Source organism: Deltaproteobacteria bacterium CG11_big_fil_rev_8_21_14_0_20_42_23, from assembly GCA_002796345.1.
Taxonomy (GTDB): Bacteria; UBA10199; UBA10199; order 2-02-FULL-44-16; family 2-02-FULL-44-16; genus 1-14-0-20-42-23.
In genome coordinates this window covers 1-14,405 of sequence record PCXC01000040.1, presented here as the reverse complement: position 1 = coordinate 14,405, position 14,405 = coordinate 1, and the positions used below count along the sequence as shown (strand labels likewise).

At 41.9% G+C, this 14,405-nt stretch carries 12 protein-coding genes and 2 pseudogenes; 9 read left to right on the top strand and 5 right to left on the bottom strand.

The genetic code is table 11. The annotated features are described in order from the left end of the window. Nucleotides 1-173 precede the first annotated feature (173 nt). Nucleotides 174-2,651: a 3-hydroxyacyl-CoA dehydrogenase gene (locus COV43_05640; GenBank protein ID PIR25440.1), complete on the top strand. Its 2,478-nt coding sequence runs from the start codon at nucleotides 174-176 to the stop codon at nucleotides 2,649-2,651. Here COV43_05640 and COV43_05635 read toward each other — a convergent pair. Together COV43_05635 and COV43_05630 are read right to left on the bottom strand one after the other, a co-directional pair. After that, nucleotides 2,648-3,268, bottom strand: a complete 621-nt coding sequence (locus tag COV43_05635; protein ID PIR25439.1) for a hypothetical protein — start codon at nucleotides 3,266-3,268, stop codon at nucleotides 2,648-2,650. The genes COV43_05640 and COV43_05635 overlap by 4 nt on opposite strands. A 4-nt stretch (nucleotides 3,269-3,272) precedes the next feature. Beyond that, nucleotides 3,273-4,760 (bottom strand): hypothetical protein, encoded by a 1,488-nt coding sequence (locus COV43_05630; protein PIR25442.1) that lies wholly within the window; start codon nucleotides 4,758-4,760, stop codon nucleotides 3,273-3,275. A gap of 130 nt (nucleotides 4,761-4,890) precedes the next feature. Between COV43_05630 and COV43_05625 the strand changes: the two are divergent. Then, nucleotides 4,891-5,052 (top strand): annotated as a pseudogene (locus COV43_05625) (peptidase). 146 nt (nucleotides 5,053-5,198) lie between these two features. On the opposite strand, the pseudogene COV43_05620 reads toward COV43_05625, so the two are convergent. Both COV43_05620 and COV43_05615 read right to left on the bottom strand, forming a co-directional pair. Continuing rightward, nucleotides 5,199-5,726: pseudogene (locus COV43_05620) on the bottom strand (hypothetical protein). Nucleotides 5,727-5,865: 139 nt separating this feature from the next. Continuing rightward, nucleotides 5,866-7,374 (bottom strand): hypothetical protein, encoded by a 1,509-nt coding sequence (locus tag COV43_05615; GenBank protein PIR25438.1) that lies wholly within the window; start codon nucleotides 7,372-7,374, stop codon nucleotides 5,866-5,868. 109 nt (nucleotides 7,375-7,483) lie between these two features. On the opposite strand from COV43_05615, the gene COV43_05610 reads away from it, so the two are divergent. Next, complete coding sequence (locus COV43_05610; GenBank protein PIR25437.1) at nucleotides 7,484-8,608, top strand: hypothetical protein; 1,125 nt, start codon at nucleotides 7,484-7,486, stop codon at nucleotides 8,606-8,608. 221 nt (nucleotides 8,609-8,829) lie between these two features. Then, nucleotides 8,830-10,044, top strand: coding sequence for an exodeoxyribonuclease VII large subunit (gene xseA, locus COV43_05605; protein ID PIR25441.1), 1,215 nt, complete (start codon nucleotides 8,830-8,832; stop codon nucleotides 10,042-10,044). Nucleotides 10,045-10,186: 142 nt separating this feature from the next. On the opposite strand, the gene COV43_05600 is transcribed toward xseA, so the two are convergent. Then, on the bottom strand, nucleotides 10,187-10,570 hold the full coding sequence (locus COV43_05600) for a hypothetical protein (protein ID PIR25436.1): 384 nt from the start codon (nucleotides 10,568-10,570) through the stop codon (nucleotides 10,187-10,189). Between the two features lie 133 nt (nucleotides 10,571-10,703). On the opposite strand from COV43_05600, the gene xseB reads away from it, so the two are divergent. Genes xseB through COV43_05575 form a run of 5 tightly spaced genes read left to right on the top strand, consistent with a single transcriptional unit; the run spans nucleotide 10,704 to nucleotide 13,882 of the window. Beyond that, nucleotides 10,704-10,955: an exodeoxyribonuclease VII small subunit gene (gene xseB, locus COV43_05595; GenBank protein PIR25435.1), complete on the top strand. Its 252-nt coding sequence runs from the start codon at nucleotides 10,704-10,706 to the stop codon at nucleotides 10,953-10,955. Between the two features lie 3 nt (nucleotides 10,956-10,958). After that, entirely contained in the window at nucleotides 10,959-11,843 is an 885-nt protein-coding gene (locus COV43_05590; GenBank protein ID PIR25434.1) for a polyprenyl synthetase, read from the top strand. Nucleotides 11,844-11,848: 5 nt separating this feature from the next. After that, the gene (locus COV43_05585; protein ID PIR25433.1) at nucleotides 11,849-12,172 is read left to right on the top strand and encodes a nucleotidyltransferase; all 324 of its coding nucleotides are present in this window, start codon (nucleotides 11,849-11,851) and stop codon (nucleotides 12,170-12,172) included. After that, the gene (locus tag COV43_05580) at nucleotides 12,141-12,548 is read left to right on the top strand and encodes a nucleotidyltransferase (protein PIR25432.1); all 408 of its coding nucleotides are present in this window, start codon (nucleotides 12,141-12,143) and stop codon (nucleotides 12,546-12,548) included. Before COV43_05585 ends, COV43_05580 begins: the two co-directional genes overlap by 32 nt. A gap of 38 nt (nucleotides 12,549-12,586) precedes the next feature. Further along, nucleotides 12,587-13,882 carry a ribulose 1,5-bisphosphate carboxylase gene (locus COV43_05575; protein ID PIR25431.1) on the top strand — a complete coding sequence of 432 codons (1,296 nt, stop codon included), beginning with the start codon at nucleotides 12,587-12,589 and terminating at the stop codon, nucleotides 13,880-13,882. The last annotated feature ends 523 nt before the right edge of the window (nucleotides 13,883-14,405 follow it).

Below are 14,405 nucleotides of genomic sequence, written 5' to 3'. Positions count from 1 at the left end.
TCTTCCAACGATAGTTGTTTGTAGTAGGTTCCCATGGCAACACCTTATCCATAAAGTGTTGCACTTCGTTTGTGAATTTAGGGGATCCACAATTCGCTGTCATCGCGAGTGAAACGTGGCGATCCCCTCGGTCAATTGATAGAGGAGATTGCTTCAGCACAAAACGCTTCGCAATGACAATGAATTGCAAATTCCCTAAACGCACAATAAGAGGGATCTCTTGTATGAACATAAAAAAAATTGCAGTTATAGGTTCTGGAGTGATGGGGGCGCAAATTGCAGCTCTTGCTGCTGGAACGGGTTTAGAAGTTTTGTTGCTAGACATTTTACCTCTCAAGGCACCAGGCGCAGATGAAGCATCTAAAGGTGTTACAGAGCAGAGCTCTGCATGGAGAGATAAACTTTCACTTCAAGCGTTAGCAAATCTTTCAACATTAAAACCATCTCCACTTTATCGAGCATCAGATCTCAAAAAAATAAAGATTGGAAATCTTGAAGATGATTTCCAACAACTTGCAGATGCTGATTGGATTATTGAAGTGGTCATCGAGCGACTCGACATCAAACAATCTCTTTATGCACGTTTGGAAAAAGTGATTAAAAAAGATGCCATCCTTTCTTCGAACACTTCAGGTTTATCGGTTGAAAAACTCACAGAAAAACTCAGTGATGATGTAAAACGCAGATTTCTCGTTACCCACTTTTTCAATCCACCACGCTATTTGAAATTATTAGAACTTGTTCCGGGAAAAACTACAGATGCAAAAGTTGTTGAAGCCATTACGCAGATTGGTGAAAATGTTTTAGGAAAAGGCGTTGTTGTTGCGAAGGATACTCCAAATTTTATTGCCAATCGTATTGGAGTTTTTCATTTTCTTGATGTAATGCATCAGGCTGATAAGCACAACTGGCCTGTTGAAGCGGTTGATGCTGTTTGTGGAATTCCAACTGCACGTCCAAAAAGCGCAGTGTTTCGTACGGCCGATGTAGTTGGTTTGGATACGCTTTCTCTTGTAGCTGAAAATGTCATTAAGGGTTGCTCAGATGATGAATTTTTACGTTCGTTAAGCCTTCCGCAATATTTGCACAAAATGATTTTGAAAGGGCTCACTGGTCAAAAAGTGGGAAAAGGATTTTACACCAAAGATCCTGCAACAAAACAAATTGTAGTGATTGATCCTGCAACACTTGAATATCGCGCCAAGATGAAATTCAAAACGCCGTCGCTGGGAAAAGCGCTTGGCATCGATGATCCTGCTAAACGTTTGCAAACGGTTGTGTTTGCAGATGATCAAGCTGCAGAAATTGCATGGCCTACTATTAGAAATGTTTTGCTTTACGCAGCCGCGCGCATTCCAGAAATTGCGGATGATATTGTGCAAGTGGATAGAGCAATGCGTTGGGGATTTAATTGGGAGCTTGGACCATTTGAAATGTGGGATGCTCTTGGGGTTGAACGAGTATGTGAAAAATTAGCAACAGAAAAGCAAAGCCCGCCAGCCCTTGTACAATCACTGCTTCAGAGCGGTTGCAAATCTTTTTATGAATGGAAATCACACAAACGATTTCATTTTTTTCCTCAAACAAAAACGCATGTTCCAGAAAATGAAAGTGAAAAAAATATTTCTCTTCGAGAATATACTTCAGCAGGTGCAGTAGTAGAAAAAAATGCAGGTGCAAGTTTGCTCGATTTAGGTGACGGCATTTTTTGTTGTGAATTTCACACCAAAATGAATGCTATCGACGGTGATATTATTGGCATGCTTGATAAATCACTTGCACGAGTTGAAGCTGAAGGAACGGGGCTTCTCATTGCAAACCAAGGTGGAAATTTTTCAGCCGGCGCAAACTTACTTTTAGTTTTAATGTCTGCGCAGCAAGAACGTTGGGATGAATTAGAACGAACTGTTCGTAGTTTTCAAGATATTGTGCAACGCATGCGTTTTTCGTCAAAGCCGGTAATGAGCGTCCCCTATGCATTGGCGCTTGGTGGTGGTTGTGAATTTGCTTTAGCAGCTGGCAGAAGAGTTGCTCTTGCCGAAACCTACATGGGTTTAGTGGAAATGGGAGCTGGTGTTGTTCCAGCTGGAGGCGGGTGCAAAAACCTTTTGCTTCAATTTGCAGCCGAAGCAAAACGAAAGCATAACCCTAAAGATAAAATTTGGTTTTCAGCAGACGATGGTGGACCATTTCAAAAAGTTCGAAAAGCTTTTGAGTATATTGGAACTGGAAAAGTTTCCACATCTGCGTTTGAAGCAAAATCTCTTGGTTTTCTTACGCCAGATGATCTCATTGTTTTAGATAAAGATAAGTTGTTATACACTGCCAAACAAGAGCTTCTCATTTGGAGCAAAACTTATGTGCCCGCAAGTGAAGAGTTGATACAGCTTCCCGGCAAGAGTGGAAAAATGGCGTTGTTAAATGGTCTAAAAGATTGGAAGGCTCAAGGCCTTGCCACCGACTACGATTGCGTCATCGCAGAAAAGCTTGCGCATGTTTTAAGTGGCGGTGATAAGCCAACACTTCATATTACGAACGAACAACATGTGCTCGATTTAGAACGCGAAGCATTTCTTTCCCTTTGCGGAAATAAAAAAACGCACGAACGCATGATGTCACTTTTGCAAACAGGAAGACCACTTCGCAATTAGCGTTGCGATTCACTTGTGTTTACAGGATGTTCAAAAAAATGGTCTGAAAGAAGGCCATTTTTTTTCCACTGAGAAAATTGGTAGACAGAAGTGTTGCCCGAATCATTATGGATGGTAAGGGTTTGCACGAAGTGATCTTTTTCAAAAAGAAAATCGAGTTGCTTATAACCGGCATTTTTTCTTTTTGGTTTCAGAGAAAGAAAAATAGTTTCGTCATTTTTTTCTTCTTTAAGAATCTGAAATTCTTTCCGCAAATTTCCAAGTCCATTCAAAAAAGAGAGCGCTTCTTTTGGTAGAGTTCCCTCAGCCAAGCTATAATTGAGAGCGCTTTTGTTTCCAGGTTCTAAAACCCACAAATATTTTCCATTTGAGAGATATATTTTTTGATAAGGTTTTTTATATTGGATGCGAAGTTTTCCACCTTGCTTTAAATAAATGCTTCCACTCCGCTGAATGTTTCTGTCCAAAATATTTACTTTTGTTGTTTGAATAAATTGAGCTTGAAGCGTTTTAGCTTCACGAAAAAAAGTTTCAATCTGCGCAACGTGAGTGTTTTCAGCATATGCAGGGGAGAGTGAAAAAATGGAAAGAAGAAGAGTGATTAAAAAAGTTTTCATAGCATTACTCTAAACGACTTCCAAGAACTTGCCTTGGTTTGCTGCCTTCTGATGGGCCAACAATGCCTTCGGATTCCATGCGTTCGATAAGTCTTGCTGCTCGGTTGTAGCCAATGCGCAATTTTCTTTGCACCATCGAAATAGAAGCTTGTTGGTTGTCGGTGACAAGTCTCACCGCTGCATCATAAACTTCATTGTCAATATCACTAAAATCACCTTCTTCAGCAGCAGGACCTTTTTCGGTGTAAGTAAGAATGGACTCGTTGTAGATAGGTTCTCCTTGCTGTTTCAAGTGTGTCACCACACGTGCAATTTCAGATTCAGTTACGAAACAACCATGATGACGAAGAATGCCATCACCATTTGGCGACATAAACAGCATGTCACCTGCGCCAAGCAATCGCTCTGAACCTATTGCATCCAAGATAGTGCGAGAATCGTGCCGTGAACTTACCTTGAACGAAATACGAGCAGGGAAGTTGGCTTTGATTAAGCCTGTTACTACATCTACCGATGGCCGCTGAGTGGCTAAAATAAGGTGAATCCCGGCGGCTCGTGCCATTTGTGCAAGCCGTGTAATGGTTTCTTCCATTTCTTGGCTTGAGGTCATCATAAGATCGGCAAGCTCATCGATGATAATCACCAAATAAGGAAGTTTTCCTGTGTGCACAACCGCTTCGGGATTTTGCGCCAGAAGTTCATCGGCTCTTTCTTGGTCGGTGAGAGTAATTTTTTTCTTCGCAATTTTTTCATTGTAGCCGGTAATGTTTCTGCAGCTTGTATCTGCCATGAGGCGATAGCGCCGTTCCATTTCCTTCACAGCCCAACGCATGGCCGCAATGGCCTGCTTTGGCTTTGTAACAACCGGAAGAAGAAGATGAGGAATCGCGCCATAAATAGAAAGTTCCAACATTTTTGGATCAATCAAAATGAGCTTTACATCGTCGGGGCTGAGTTTGTAGAGCAGGCTCATGATGATGCTGTTGATAGCAACCGATTTTCCAGAACCCGTTGCGCCCGCGATGAGTAAATGTGGCATTTTGCCAAGATCGGCTACTTCGGCCTCACCTTTAGTGTTGGTGCCCAAAGCCATGGGAAGGCGATTAGATGATTTTTGAAAAGGAGCAGATGCGATAATATCTTTGAGCCACACAATTTCACGTTCGTAATTTGGCACTTCAATGCCAAGGGCTGCTTTTCCAGGAAGATGTGGAAGAATGCGTACGCTGCGGCCGCCAAGGCTTAAAGAAAGATCGTCGGAAAGGTTTACAATTTTGTTCACCTTTGTTCCTGGCGAAGGTTCGAATTCGTACATGGTAATTACAGGGCCAGGATGGATGGCAACTACTTTTCCAATCACATCGAAGTCGCGCAGCTTTTTTTCAAGAAGAAGCGAATTTTTTTTCAGCGCATCTTCGTTTACGTCAATTTTAATTTGATCACCAGTGTCCAGCAAAGACAGTGGTGGCGGCTCGTAGCCGGCGCGAGACATTTTGGCAAATTTAAGCTGTGAATCTGGAACACGTTTTTGCCGTGGATCTGCCTTCTTCAAAATTTTTGGGCCAGCTTGAGAAAATCCAGCGGCATTTTTTGTTTTGGCAGAAAGAGGAAGCGGTTCAATTTCTTCCAGCTCATCTTCATCTATTTCGTCTTCATCCTCATCTTCTTCGTCTTCATCTTCGTCATCTTCGTTTTCATCATCTTCATCCACTTCTTCGTCGTCGTCTGTTTCATCATCATCTTCTTCCTCAAATTCTTCGTCTTCGAGTAATGCTTCTGAAGATGGTGAGCGTGAAAATAATTTTTTGAAGGGGTTTTTAAGCGCGTGTGTCCAAAACTGTGAGGAGCAGTGGATGAAAAAAGTCCAGCATCGCTGAGAGAGCGTTGCTATAAAAGCGCCTAAAGAAAAGGCAATGTTTTTACCAAAGCTTGCCAACTCGGCAACCGTGAGGTGGGTGGAAAGAATGAAAAAGAGCAGCGAACCAGACGCAGAAACCAAATATGCGCCAGGTTTGTTGAGGTAGTGTGTGAAAATTTCACCTATCAACCCGCCAATAACGCCTCCGCCAGCGATGATGTAGTCACTGATGTGGATTGATTCGAAACGCAGGTGAATAAGCGCGCTCACAAAGGTGATGAGGCCCAGATAATAGAAGATGTCTTTGAGGCGCGTTTTGATCTGTTTTCCAAAAAAGTGCATAAGGCTGAGAGAAAGAAAGAGAAAAGCGCTGGCATAGGCGGAAATACCAAAAATGGTGAACAAAATATCGGCGCTATAGGCTCCAATGATGCCGCAGAGGTTTTGAATTGTGTTCAGATTGGAAACAGCGTTGAGAGCAGGGTCGGTTGGACTGTACGAAAAAAGCGAAAGCACGGTGAAGAGGGTGAGGGCCATAAAAAAAATGCCCCACAGTTCTTGTACAATATTTCGTTTTTGAGCGCGTTTCTTTTTCGCCATAGTGATGTCTAAGAGGGAGATTTAACTGTTCACCCTAAGCCTTTAATAAATAAAAAGAAAAATAAAGTTCGGCCATTATAAGGAGCTTTAGGCTTTGTGTCAATGAAGCAGTGAAGATTAGTGCAAGAGAATGATGAGCTTATTGTTCGATCATGTAGCAAAAGTGGTGCACAAGCGTGGGATCAAATTGTGTTCCGGCTCCGTGTTTGATTTCGTGAAGCGCCTTGCTGATGCTGAGAGGTTTTTTTCGGTAGATTTGGCTGCTGACCATGTTGTCCCAAGCTTCCACAATGTTCAAAATTCGAGCGGCAAAGGGAATTTCGTTTTGCTTGCTCCCGTGCGGATATCCCTTTCCATCATAACGCTCGTGATGCGCCGCAATGGCAATAAGATCGAGTTGAAATGGGGAGTGTGTTTTTAACATTTCCGAACACAGAAGAGGATGAAGTTTTACTTCGTTAAATTCTTCTTTGGAGAGCGACTCTTTTTTGAGCAAAATATTTCTGTTGATGGCCAGAATGCCGAGATCGTGAAAGAGCCCCGCTCTTCGTACGTTTTGGACTTCATGTATTTCCAATTTACATTGTTCGGCAAGGTGTTCTGCAAGAACGGAAACTCGCTCGGCGTGTTGCAAAAAAACTTTCTTTGCTTTCATGGGAAGCTTGAACGTGTTCACAATTGATTCAAAATATTTTTGCTCACATTTTCGGCCGAGACTTTGAATTGTTTTTTGAATGGGTTCTTTGAGGGTGAGATGGATGTTATTGTTTTCTGGAAGGTGAAGCTGTTGGTTTGCATTGATAATGCGTTCATCTCTTTTCAGAAAAAGGGCTTTCATGTTTTTTTCAATGAGGGCTTCAGCAAAAATTTCATTTTTTGTTTTGCTGATGTGACAAAAAGAACAAAGCCAAGTTTCGGAAAAAAAATGTTCATCAAATTGTTCTTGCAAGCGTTCGCAGACAACATGAGCTTGATGAGCATCTGTTTCGGGAAGCAAAAATGCAAAAATGTTTTCATCTAAGCGCGACAACAAGTCAGTTCCACGTAAGGTGTTTTGAATGAGAGTGGTGAGAGAAGAAAACGAATGCTTTTCATCCTCATTTATATTTTCTTCATTCTTCTTAAACTCAAGCAGAACAAGGGAAAGCTCTCGTTGATATCGGTTTGATTTTTTTATTTCTTGATCAAGTAAACTGCAGAAATGTCTTCGATTATAAAGTTTTGTTTCTTCGTCTCTGGTAGAAAGTTCGTGAAGTTGAAGTTTGTTTTTTTGGACTTCTTTATGAAGTTCTTGCCGTTCAAAAAGATGCCTCACCACATTGATAAGCGAAATGTTGCCCAGTTCGTTGATGGTGATAAGTTCTCTTCTTCCTCGAATAATTTGAGCATAATGTTTTGCCTCGTCAAGATTTTGGATGAGAAGCAATGCAGGAATGTCTGGCAAAAGTTCGAGGAGTTCGTGAGTTTGTTCAATGCTTAGATGCAATGTATCGATGATGCACAGTTTTGCTTTTGGTGCGATGAGGTCAGTTTCGGTGTAGCTTTGGGTGAGGACAAGTTCTGGGTAAAAGGATTCAAGTGTTTCGAAAAGAATGGGCTTGAGTTGGAGCTGCTTGCTGTAGAGAAGTAGGTGAGGAGGCTGTTTCATAGTGTTGCTCCTTTTAAACTTTCAGAACCTTAGAGTATTTAAAATAAAATTGCAATTTCCTCTTTCTTAGCTCTTGTTCTTAAAAGTAAGGAGGAGTAAGAGTTGGCGCATGTTCCGTTTGCAAAAACAAAAAATTTACCCTTATTTTGTGAGCATTTTTTTGCTGATGGCTGTGTGCGTTCAGCCAAGCTATGCAGCATCTGAAAAAGAAGTCATCCAAGAAAAAATTGCGGCAAAACTTGTGCAAGGCGAAAGATTGCTTTTTGCAAGAGAATACGAAGCTGCATTTCAGCATTTTCAGGCCTTAAGCACGGCTTATCCCAGCTCGCCAGCGGGCGCTTTCGGTTTAATGGCGCTCAACGAAGTAAAAATGCTGGAAAAAGATAATTTTGCTTACCTTGATGAATTTATGAAATACGCAAAAATGGGAGACAAAATCATTTCCCAGTTGATGCAAAATTATAAGCAAAGCAACTGGGAACTTATGTTTTCAGGTTCTCTCATTGGCTTGGAAGGTTTTTTTGAAGCCAGGCGCAGAGATTGGATTGGCGCCTATACGCTGGGTACGAAGTCGCGACAAATTTTCGCACGCATTCAAAAAAATGATCCTCAGTTTGCAGATGCAGATTTTGGAATGGGGATGTATTTGTATTGGAGAAGTGTTTTTGCCAAAGACTTGTGGTTCGTTCCTTTTGTGCCAGACAAAAGAGCTGAAGGGATAGCACTAATAGAGCGCGTTGTAAAAGAAGGTGTGGTTGCCAAAGATCTTGCGCGTATTGTATTGGCCATTATAAATCTGGAAGAAGGAAATGATAAAAAAGGAGAAGAAGCTATTCTTCCTTTTGTTCAAAGTTATCCAGACAATATTCTTTTTCGAAATATTTATGGAAAAATACTTATCTCGGCGAAGCAGTATGAAAAGGCCTTTTCCCAGTTTGAGCATATTTTACGCATTGAACCACAAGCGAAAAAATCACTTTATTTCTCAGCCGTTAGTTTAGTGCTTCTGCAAAATCCGCAACGGTACGAAGACGCTCATATTTTGTTAGAGCGCTTTCTTCTTTCACATCCAAATGATGAATGGTCTTCATATGCGTATTATTGGAAAGGGAGACTGGCCGAAAATGAGAAAAAAATGGACGAAGCAAAACTGTACTACAATCAAGCCGTGAGTTTGAACAGCAAGCTCAAGGGAGCCCGATTCCGCTTACGCGCTTTAGGAAGTGGATTGTAAATTTTTTTCTGAGTGGGTTTATGAAACAAGAAATGTTCATCTTCGATGTTGTTCCTGAAAAAGAAAAACACAGTTCATCTGTGTCAACAGTTCAAAAGCGAAAACTGCCCGGTTTTTCGGTGAAGCTTAAGGGAAAACAAAAAACTCCCTTAGCAGATTTCCCTGGATTAAATTCGGGAGCTTGCTCCCGAGTTTTTGACACAGAAAGTGAAAAAAACAACATGGACCATATGCAAAACGAATATCCATCACCTGGAAAACCACATATCTTAAGCGTTTCCGAGATTACTGAATACATTCGAGAATCTTTGGAAGGCCAATTTTTAAATATTTGGATTTCAGGAGAAGTGACCAATTTTCGAAGTCGCACCTCAAATCATTGGTACTTTGGACTGAAGGATGACAAAGCCCAAATTTCAACCGTTATCTTTAATGGGCTTTCCAGACGTTTTCCCTTTGAGCTTGAAGATGGATTAGAAGTAATCTGCCACGGGAAATTGAGTGTTTATGCACCTCGTGGAACCTACTCGCTTATTGTTGATCACATTGAACCCAAAGGAAAAGGTGCGTTGCAATTGGCTTTTGAACAGCTGAAGGCAAAGCTTGAAAAAGAAGGTTTGTTTCGCGCTGAACATAAAAAAGCACTTCCATTTCTTCCCAAAAAAATTGCCGTGATCACATCACCAACCGGTGCGGCAGTAAGAGATATTATTCATGTGCTCACTCGCCGTTTTGCAGGAGTTGATATTTTGGTAGTGCCCGCAAAGGTACAAGGTGAGGGGGCTGCAGAGGAAGTTGCTAAAGCTATAGAAGATGTAAATCAGCTTCGTGATGTAGATTTACTTATTGTTGGCCGAGGCGGTGGATCGTTGGAAGACCTTTGGGCGTTTAATGAAGAGAGCGTTGCACGCGCTCTTTTTGCATCTCGTATCCCCACCATTTCTGCGGTTGGACACGAGATCGATTTTACCATTGCCGATTTTGTGGCTGATGTTCGTGCGCCAACGCCATCTGCTGCGGCTGAAATTGCAGTACCCGTAAAACAAGAACTGATGCAGCAAATTACAGATCGTTTTTCGCGTCTCAAACTTTCGCTTAAGCAAACCTATATAACGCGCATGATGCAGCTGGAGCAATTGCGAGAACGGCTTGCTGATCCCACAAAACGCTTTCCCGAATTGCTTATTCAGCTTGATCACATTCGTGAAAGAATTGTTCAATCGCTTGAGAGAAAAATTGAACGTGAGACAAACTTACTTTCGAAATACGCTTCCAACTTAGAACATCTTTCTCCGTTGCATATTTTGGCAAAAGGATATGCAGTACTTCAAAATGAAAATGGGGAAACTATTCGCTCGGTAAAGCAGGTAAACATTGGCGAAGAGCTGAGTGCAAAAGTGCACGAAGGTGAAATGAAGCTCGTGCGGAAGGCTTGATATTATTTCCCCCTCTTAGATTAAGAGGGGGTAGGGGGAGTTAGAGCTTTTTAACTAAAGAGCAATAATCTTCTGAGTGCAAAAAACAATAACCCCACCTAACATCCCCTTAATCTAAGGGGATGAAGAAAATTACTAAATCTTACGACCCAACCTTCGCCATCTGATCAAACACAAATGACATAAAACGGCTGCGATCGTTGACAGACATGCCTTTGATGAGTACGCCTGTTTCAAAGCTGGCGTCAGAAATTTTTATTTGCCACACGACTTCGGCATCTGCTTTGAGGGGCTCGTCTTCTTCAGGAAGCTCAATGGCAACTTCTAAGCGAGTGCCATTTTCAAGTTTGTTTGGGGTCATGAGGCGAAGTCCACCGATACTCACATCACTGCTTAAGGCTTCTCGAGGATCTTCGGGAATTTCTTTAGAGCCTACAACGCTGTACGAAATTGAAAGTGCAAGATCTAGTCGCGCAAACTTACGCCGTTCTTGGCCGCTTGGTTCTTTTGCCGTCATCATCGTCATTTCCTTCCCCCTTCAAAAAAACTGTGTTTTCGTCTCATAGTGAGAAATGCGAAGCGGTGCAAGAAAGAAAAGGCCATTGTCATTGACTTTCATTTCTCCTCTGAATAGGAAATCTGCACTTAAAGGAGTTTTTATGGCGGCAAAGAAAAAAGAAGACCTCTTAAAAGAGAGTTTTGAAGATGCAATGAAGCGTTTAGAGCAAGTAGTGCGTGGCCTAGAAGGCGGGGACCTCAGTTTGGATGATTCGCTGAAAACGTTTGAACAAGGTATTTCGCTGGTAAGATTGTGCGAACAAAAACTTACCGAAGCGAAGGGGAAAGTAGAAAAGCTTTTGGCGGTTGAAGACGGCATTGCAAAAACAGAATCATTCACATCCGAAAACTAACTTATGTTCGATCTCAATTCATACCTTCACGAAAAAAAACTTTTGCTTGAATCAAGTTTGTGTATTTCGCTGGAAGCAAAAGATATTCCCGAACATCTTCAAAAAGCAATGCGTTATAGTTTGGAAGCGGGTGGAAAACGTCTTCGCCCTATACTTGCTTTTGCTGCTGCATCTGCGCTTGGATGTGATGAAAAAAAAGTACTTCCTCTTGCAGTTGCCTTTGAAATGATTCACACCTTTTCTCTTATTCATGACGATCTTCCCGCTATGGACAATGATGATCTTCGCCGCGGGAAACCCACGTGCCACAAGGTTTTTGGAGAAGCCACTGCAATTCTTGCAGGTGATGCTTTGCTTGCCGAAGCCTTTTCTGTGCTTTGTGCCTTAAAAGGAAAAGTGTCTTCAGACGTTTTGGTGGAAGTGATGTCCGACCTTGCCGATGCCACGGGTGCCAGAGGTATGACGGGTGGGCAGCAGTACGATATGGACTGCACCGGAAAGCATGCAAGCGAAGAAGTGTTGGAAACCATTCATCGGCACAAGACAGGAAAGTTGCTAGTAGCGCCACTCTGCTGTTCGGCAAAATTATGTGGGGCAAGCGTAGAAAAAATTCAAGCTTTGCAAAACTATGGTGAAGCAGTTGGTCTTGCCTTTCAAATTGCCGATGACATTTTAGATGTTGAAGGCGATGAAGCCCTTATTGGGAAAAAAGTGGGCAGTGATCAAGGGAACGACAAGTTAACTTATCCGGCCCTGTTGGGAATGAAAGCAGCAAAAGAAAAAGCTGCAACTCTTATTCAAGACGCCATTGCAGCTTTGCAGTGTTTTGACAAAAAAGCAGAACCGCTCAGAGCGCTTGCACATTATATTGTGGAAAGAAAAAAATAATTCTTATGGTGCCATCAGAACGAGAAAAAGAAATATTACGCCAATCAGTTGAGCTTCTCATTCAAGAGTGTCTTCCTGAGAAGATTTATTTTTTTGGCTCACGGGCAAAAGGTGAAGGAAGTGCCACATCTGATTTTGATCTTGCCCTTGAAGCAACGCCTCCATCAGAAAAAAAAGTGAGAGTTTTAAAAGCCAAGCTTGATGCTCTAAGTGGTCTTTACTCGGTCGATGTGATTTTTCTTTCTCAAGTCGATCCAGAATTTTTGCAACTCATTTTAGAGACAGGAAGGATTGTCTATGACAAAAAAAGAGGTCTATTACTCGTTTGACCAATTTAAAAAAGCGCTTTTACGCCTAGATGAAGCTGTTACGCTTGCATCTGATGGTGACGAGTTAAAACGGGATGGAACGATTCAACGATTTGAATTCACTTTTGAACTCATGTGGAAAATGCTAAAAATTTTCCTCCGATTTGAAGGAAAAGAAACAACAACTCCGCGCACAACGCTTAAAGAAGCGTTCAAACAGCAGATGCTTAATGATGATGAAGAAGCTTTTCTTGCTATGATTGATGACCGTAACTTAAGTTCTCATACCTATAATGCGAAAACGGTAGAAAATATTTTTGAGAAGATAAAAACAATTTATCTTCCTGCTTTGAAGCGTTTAGAAAAAGAAATGGGAAAAAGAGTAGATATGTCATGATGAGTTTTTAAAGATAATTTTTTTGAGAAAAGAAAATAATGCACGAACACGACATAAAATCATTTTTTGCTGACGAAGAAAATTTGCTTCGTGATGATTATCTTTTTTTTACATACTCTGTGGAAACATGCGTGGAACCTCGTGTTGCGCTTGCGGGTCTTTGTTCCGAGATGTCTACAGCGCAGTGGTCTCGCCCTGGAAAAGATGAAGACTTTCGTCCAAAGTTTGCTGCAAAAGTTGTTCACTTTGAAGTTTTAGAAATAAGTAAAACTCCACACTTTGTTTCTGCTTTCCATCATGCCGAAGCCTACACTCGGCTTATTGTTCGCATTGCCTATCCTCATCGCAATTTTGGTGCTCGCATTCCTAATTTACTTACGGTTGCTTGCGGTGAAGGGGCTTTTTACAGCCACGGCGTATCGGCGATAAAGCTTTTGGACATTGATTTTCCCGATGAGTACCTTTCGGCATTTTCTGGTCCAAAATTTGGATTGGATGGCATTCGTGGTTTGTTGGAAGTGTATGATCGTCCCATTTTTTGTGGAGTAGTGAAGCCAAATGTGGGCTTGAAACCGGAAGACTTTGTGAGCCTTGCTTACGAAGCGTGGTGTGGTGGCCTCGACATTGCGAAAGATGACGAGATGCTTGCCGATACCGAATATTCTCCACTTGATCTTCGTACAAAGTTAGCGGGTGAGGCGTGTAAAAAAGCTGAAGATGAAACGGGAACAAAAAAAATCTTTTTGGCCAACATCACCGATGAAGTGAGTGAACTAAAGCGCTTGCATGACATCGCCGTGAAAAATGGAGCTGGTGCTGTCATGGTAAATGGCTTTACCACGGGCCTTTCCGCGGTGCGCAGTTTGAGTGCCTATGCACAAGTTCCAGTGGTAAGTCACTTTGATTTTATGGCGTGTTTCTCGCGCATTCCTTTTTTTGGAGTTTCAAGTTATGTCATGACTAAGTTGCAACGCTTGTGTGGCTTCGATCTCATCATTATGCCCGGCTTTGGTTCGCGTATGCTCAGCGAAGAAGATGAAGTGCTTGATAATGTAGAAACGTGCTTAAATACGTTTGGTAATTTGAAGCGTTCCCTTCCAGCGCCCGGTGGAAGCGACTCTGCGGTTACCTTGCCTACACTTTTTCAAAAGCTTGGTCATGCCGATTTTGCCATGGTTCCGGGGCGTGGCGTGTTTGGCCATCCTGCTGGCCCGCGGGCAGGGGCGCTTAGCCTCCACCAAGCTTGGGATGCAGTGCAAGCAAAAGAACCACTTCATCTTTATGCCAAAGAGCATAAAGAACTCGCCTTAAGCATTTCCACTTTTTCTTCTTAAGTTCCCCTTTGGGAAAAAAAGAAATAGATTTCAAACAATTTATTTGACTTCCTCCGGGAAAAGTAATTAGCGTCGGTGTTTGCGCTATGTTCTTCGCAGATGCTGTTCCTGAAGCTTTTCCGGAATGTCTCTGGAAAGAATTATGAACAGTACTTTTCCTGGAGGATAAAATGAAATCAGGATCAAGTCCAAGTGTTTCCCCTACTAATCGAAATAGAAGTTCCTATGTTGGTGATGCCGATGTTGTTCTTAAAAAAGTGTTTCATCCTCTCTTTAGTATTTCTCTGATGTATTCTCTGATGTGTCGCTAACGCGTACATAATCCTTTTCACAACAATTTATTTTTTATGTTCTGATTGTACAGTCAGCAAACACGCGTCTCTATTGGTTTAGAGGAGTGGGAATTATTTTTTTGCTTAAGCGTTAAGCAAGAACTCAGAATGCTGTAGTTCCAACGTAGCAATGTCCTCCCTTAATTCCCACGGTAAAATGTCCTCCTCCATCTGAAGTGGATGGTTTTGTT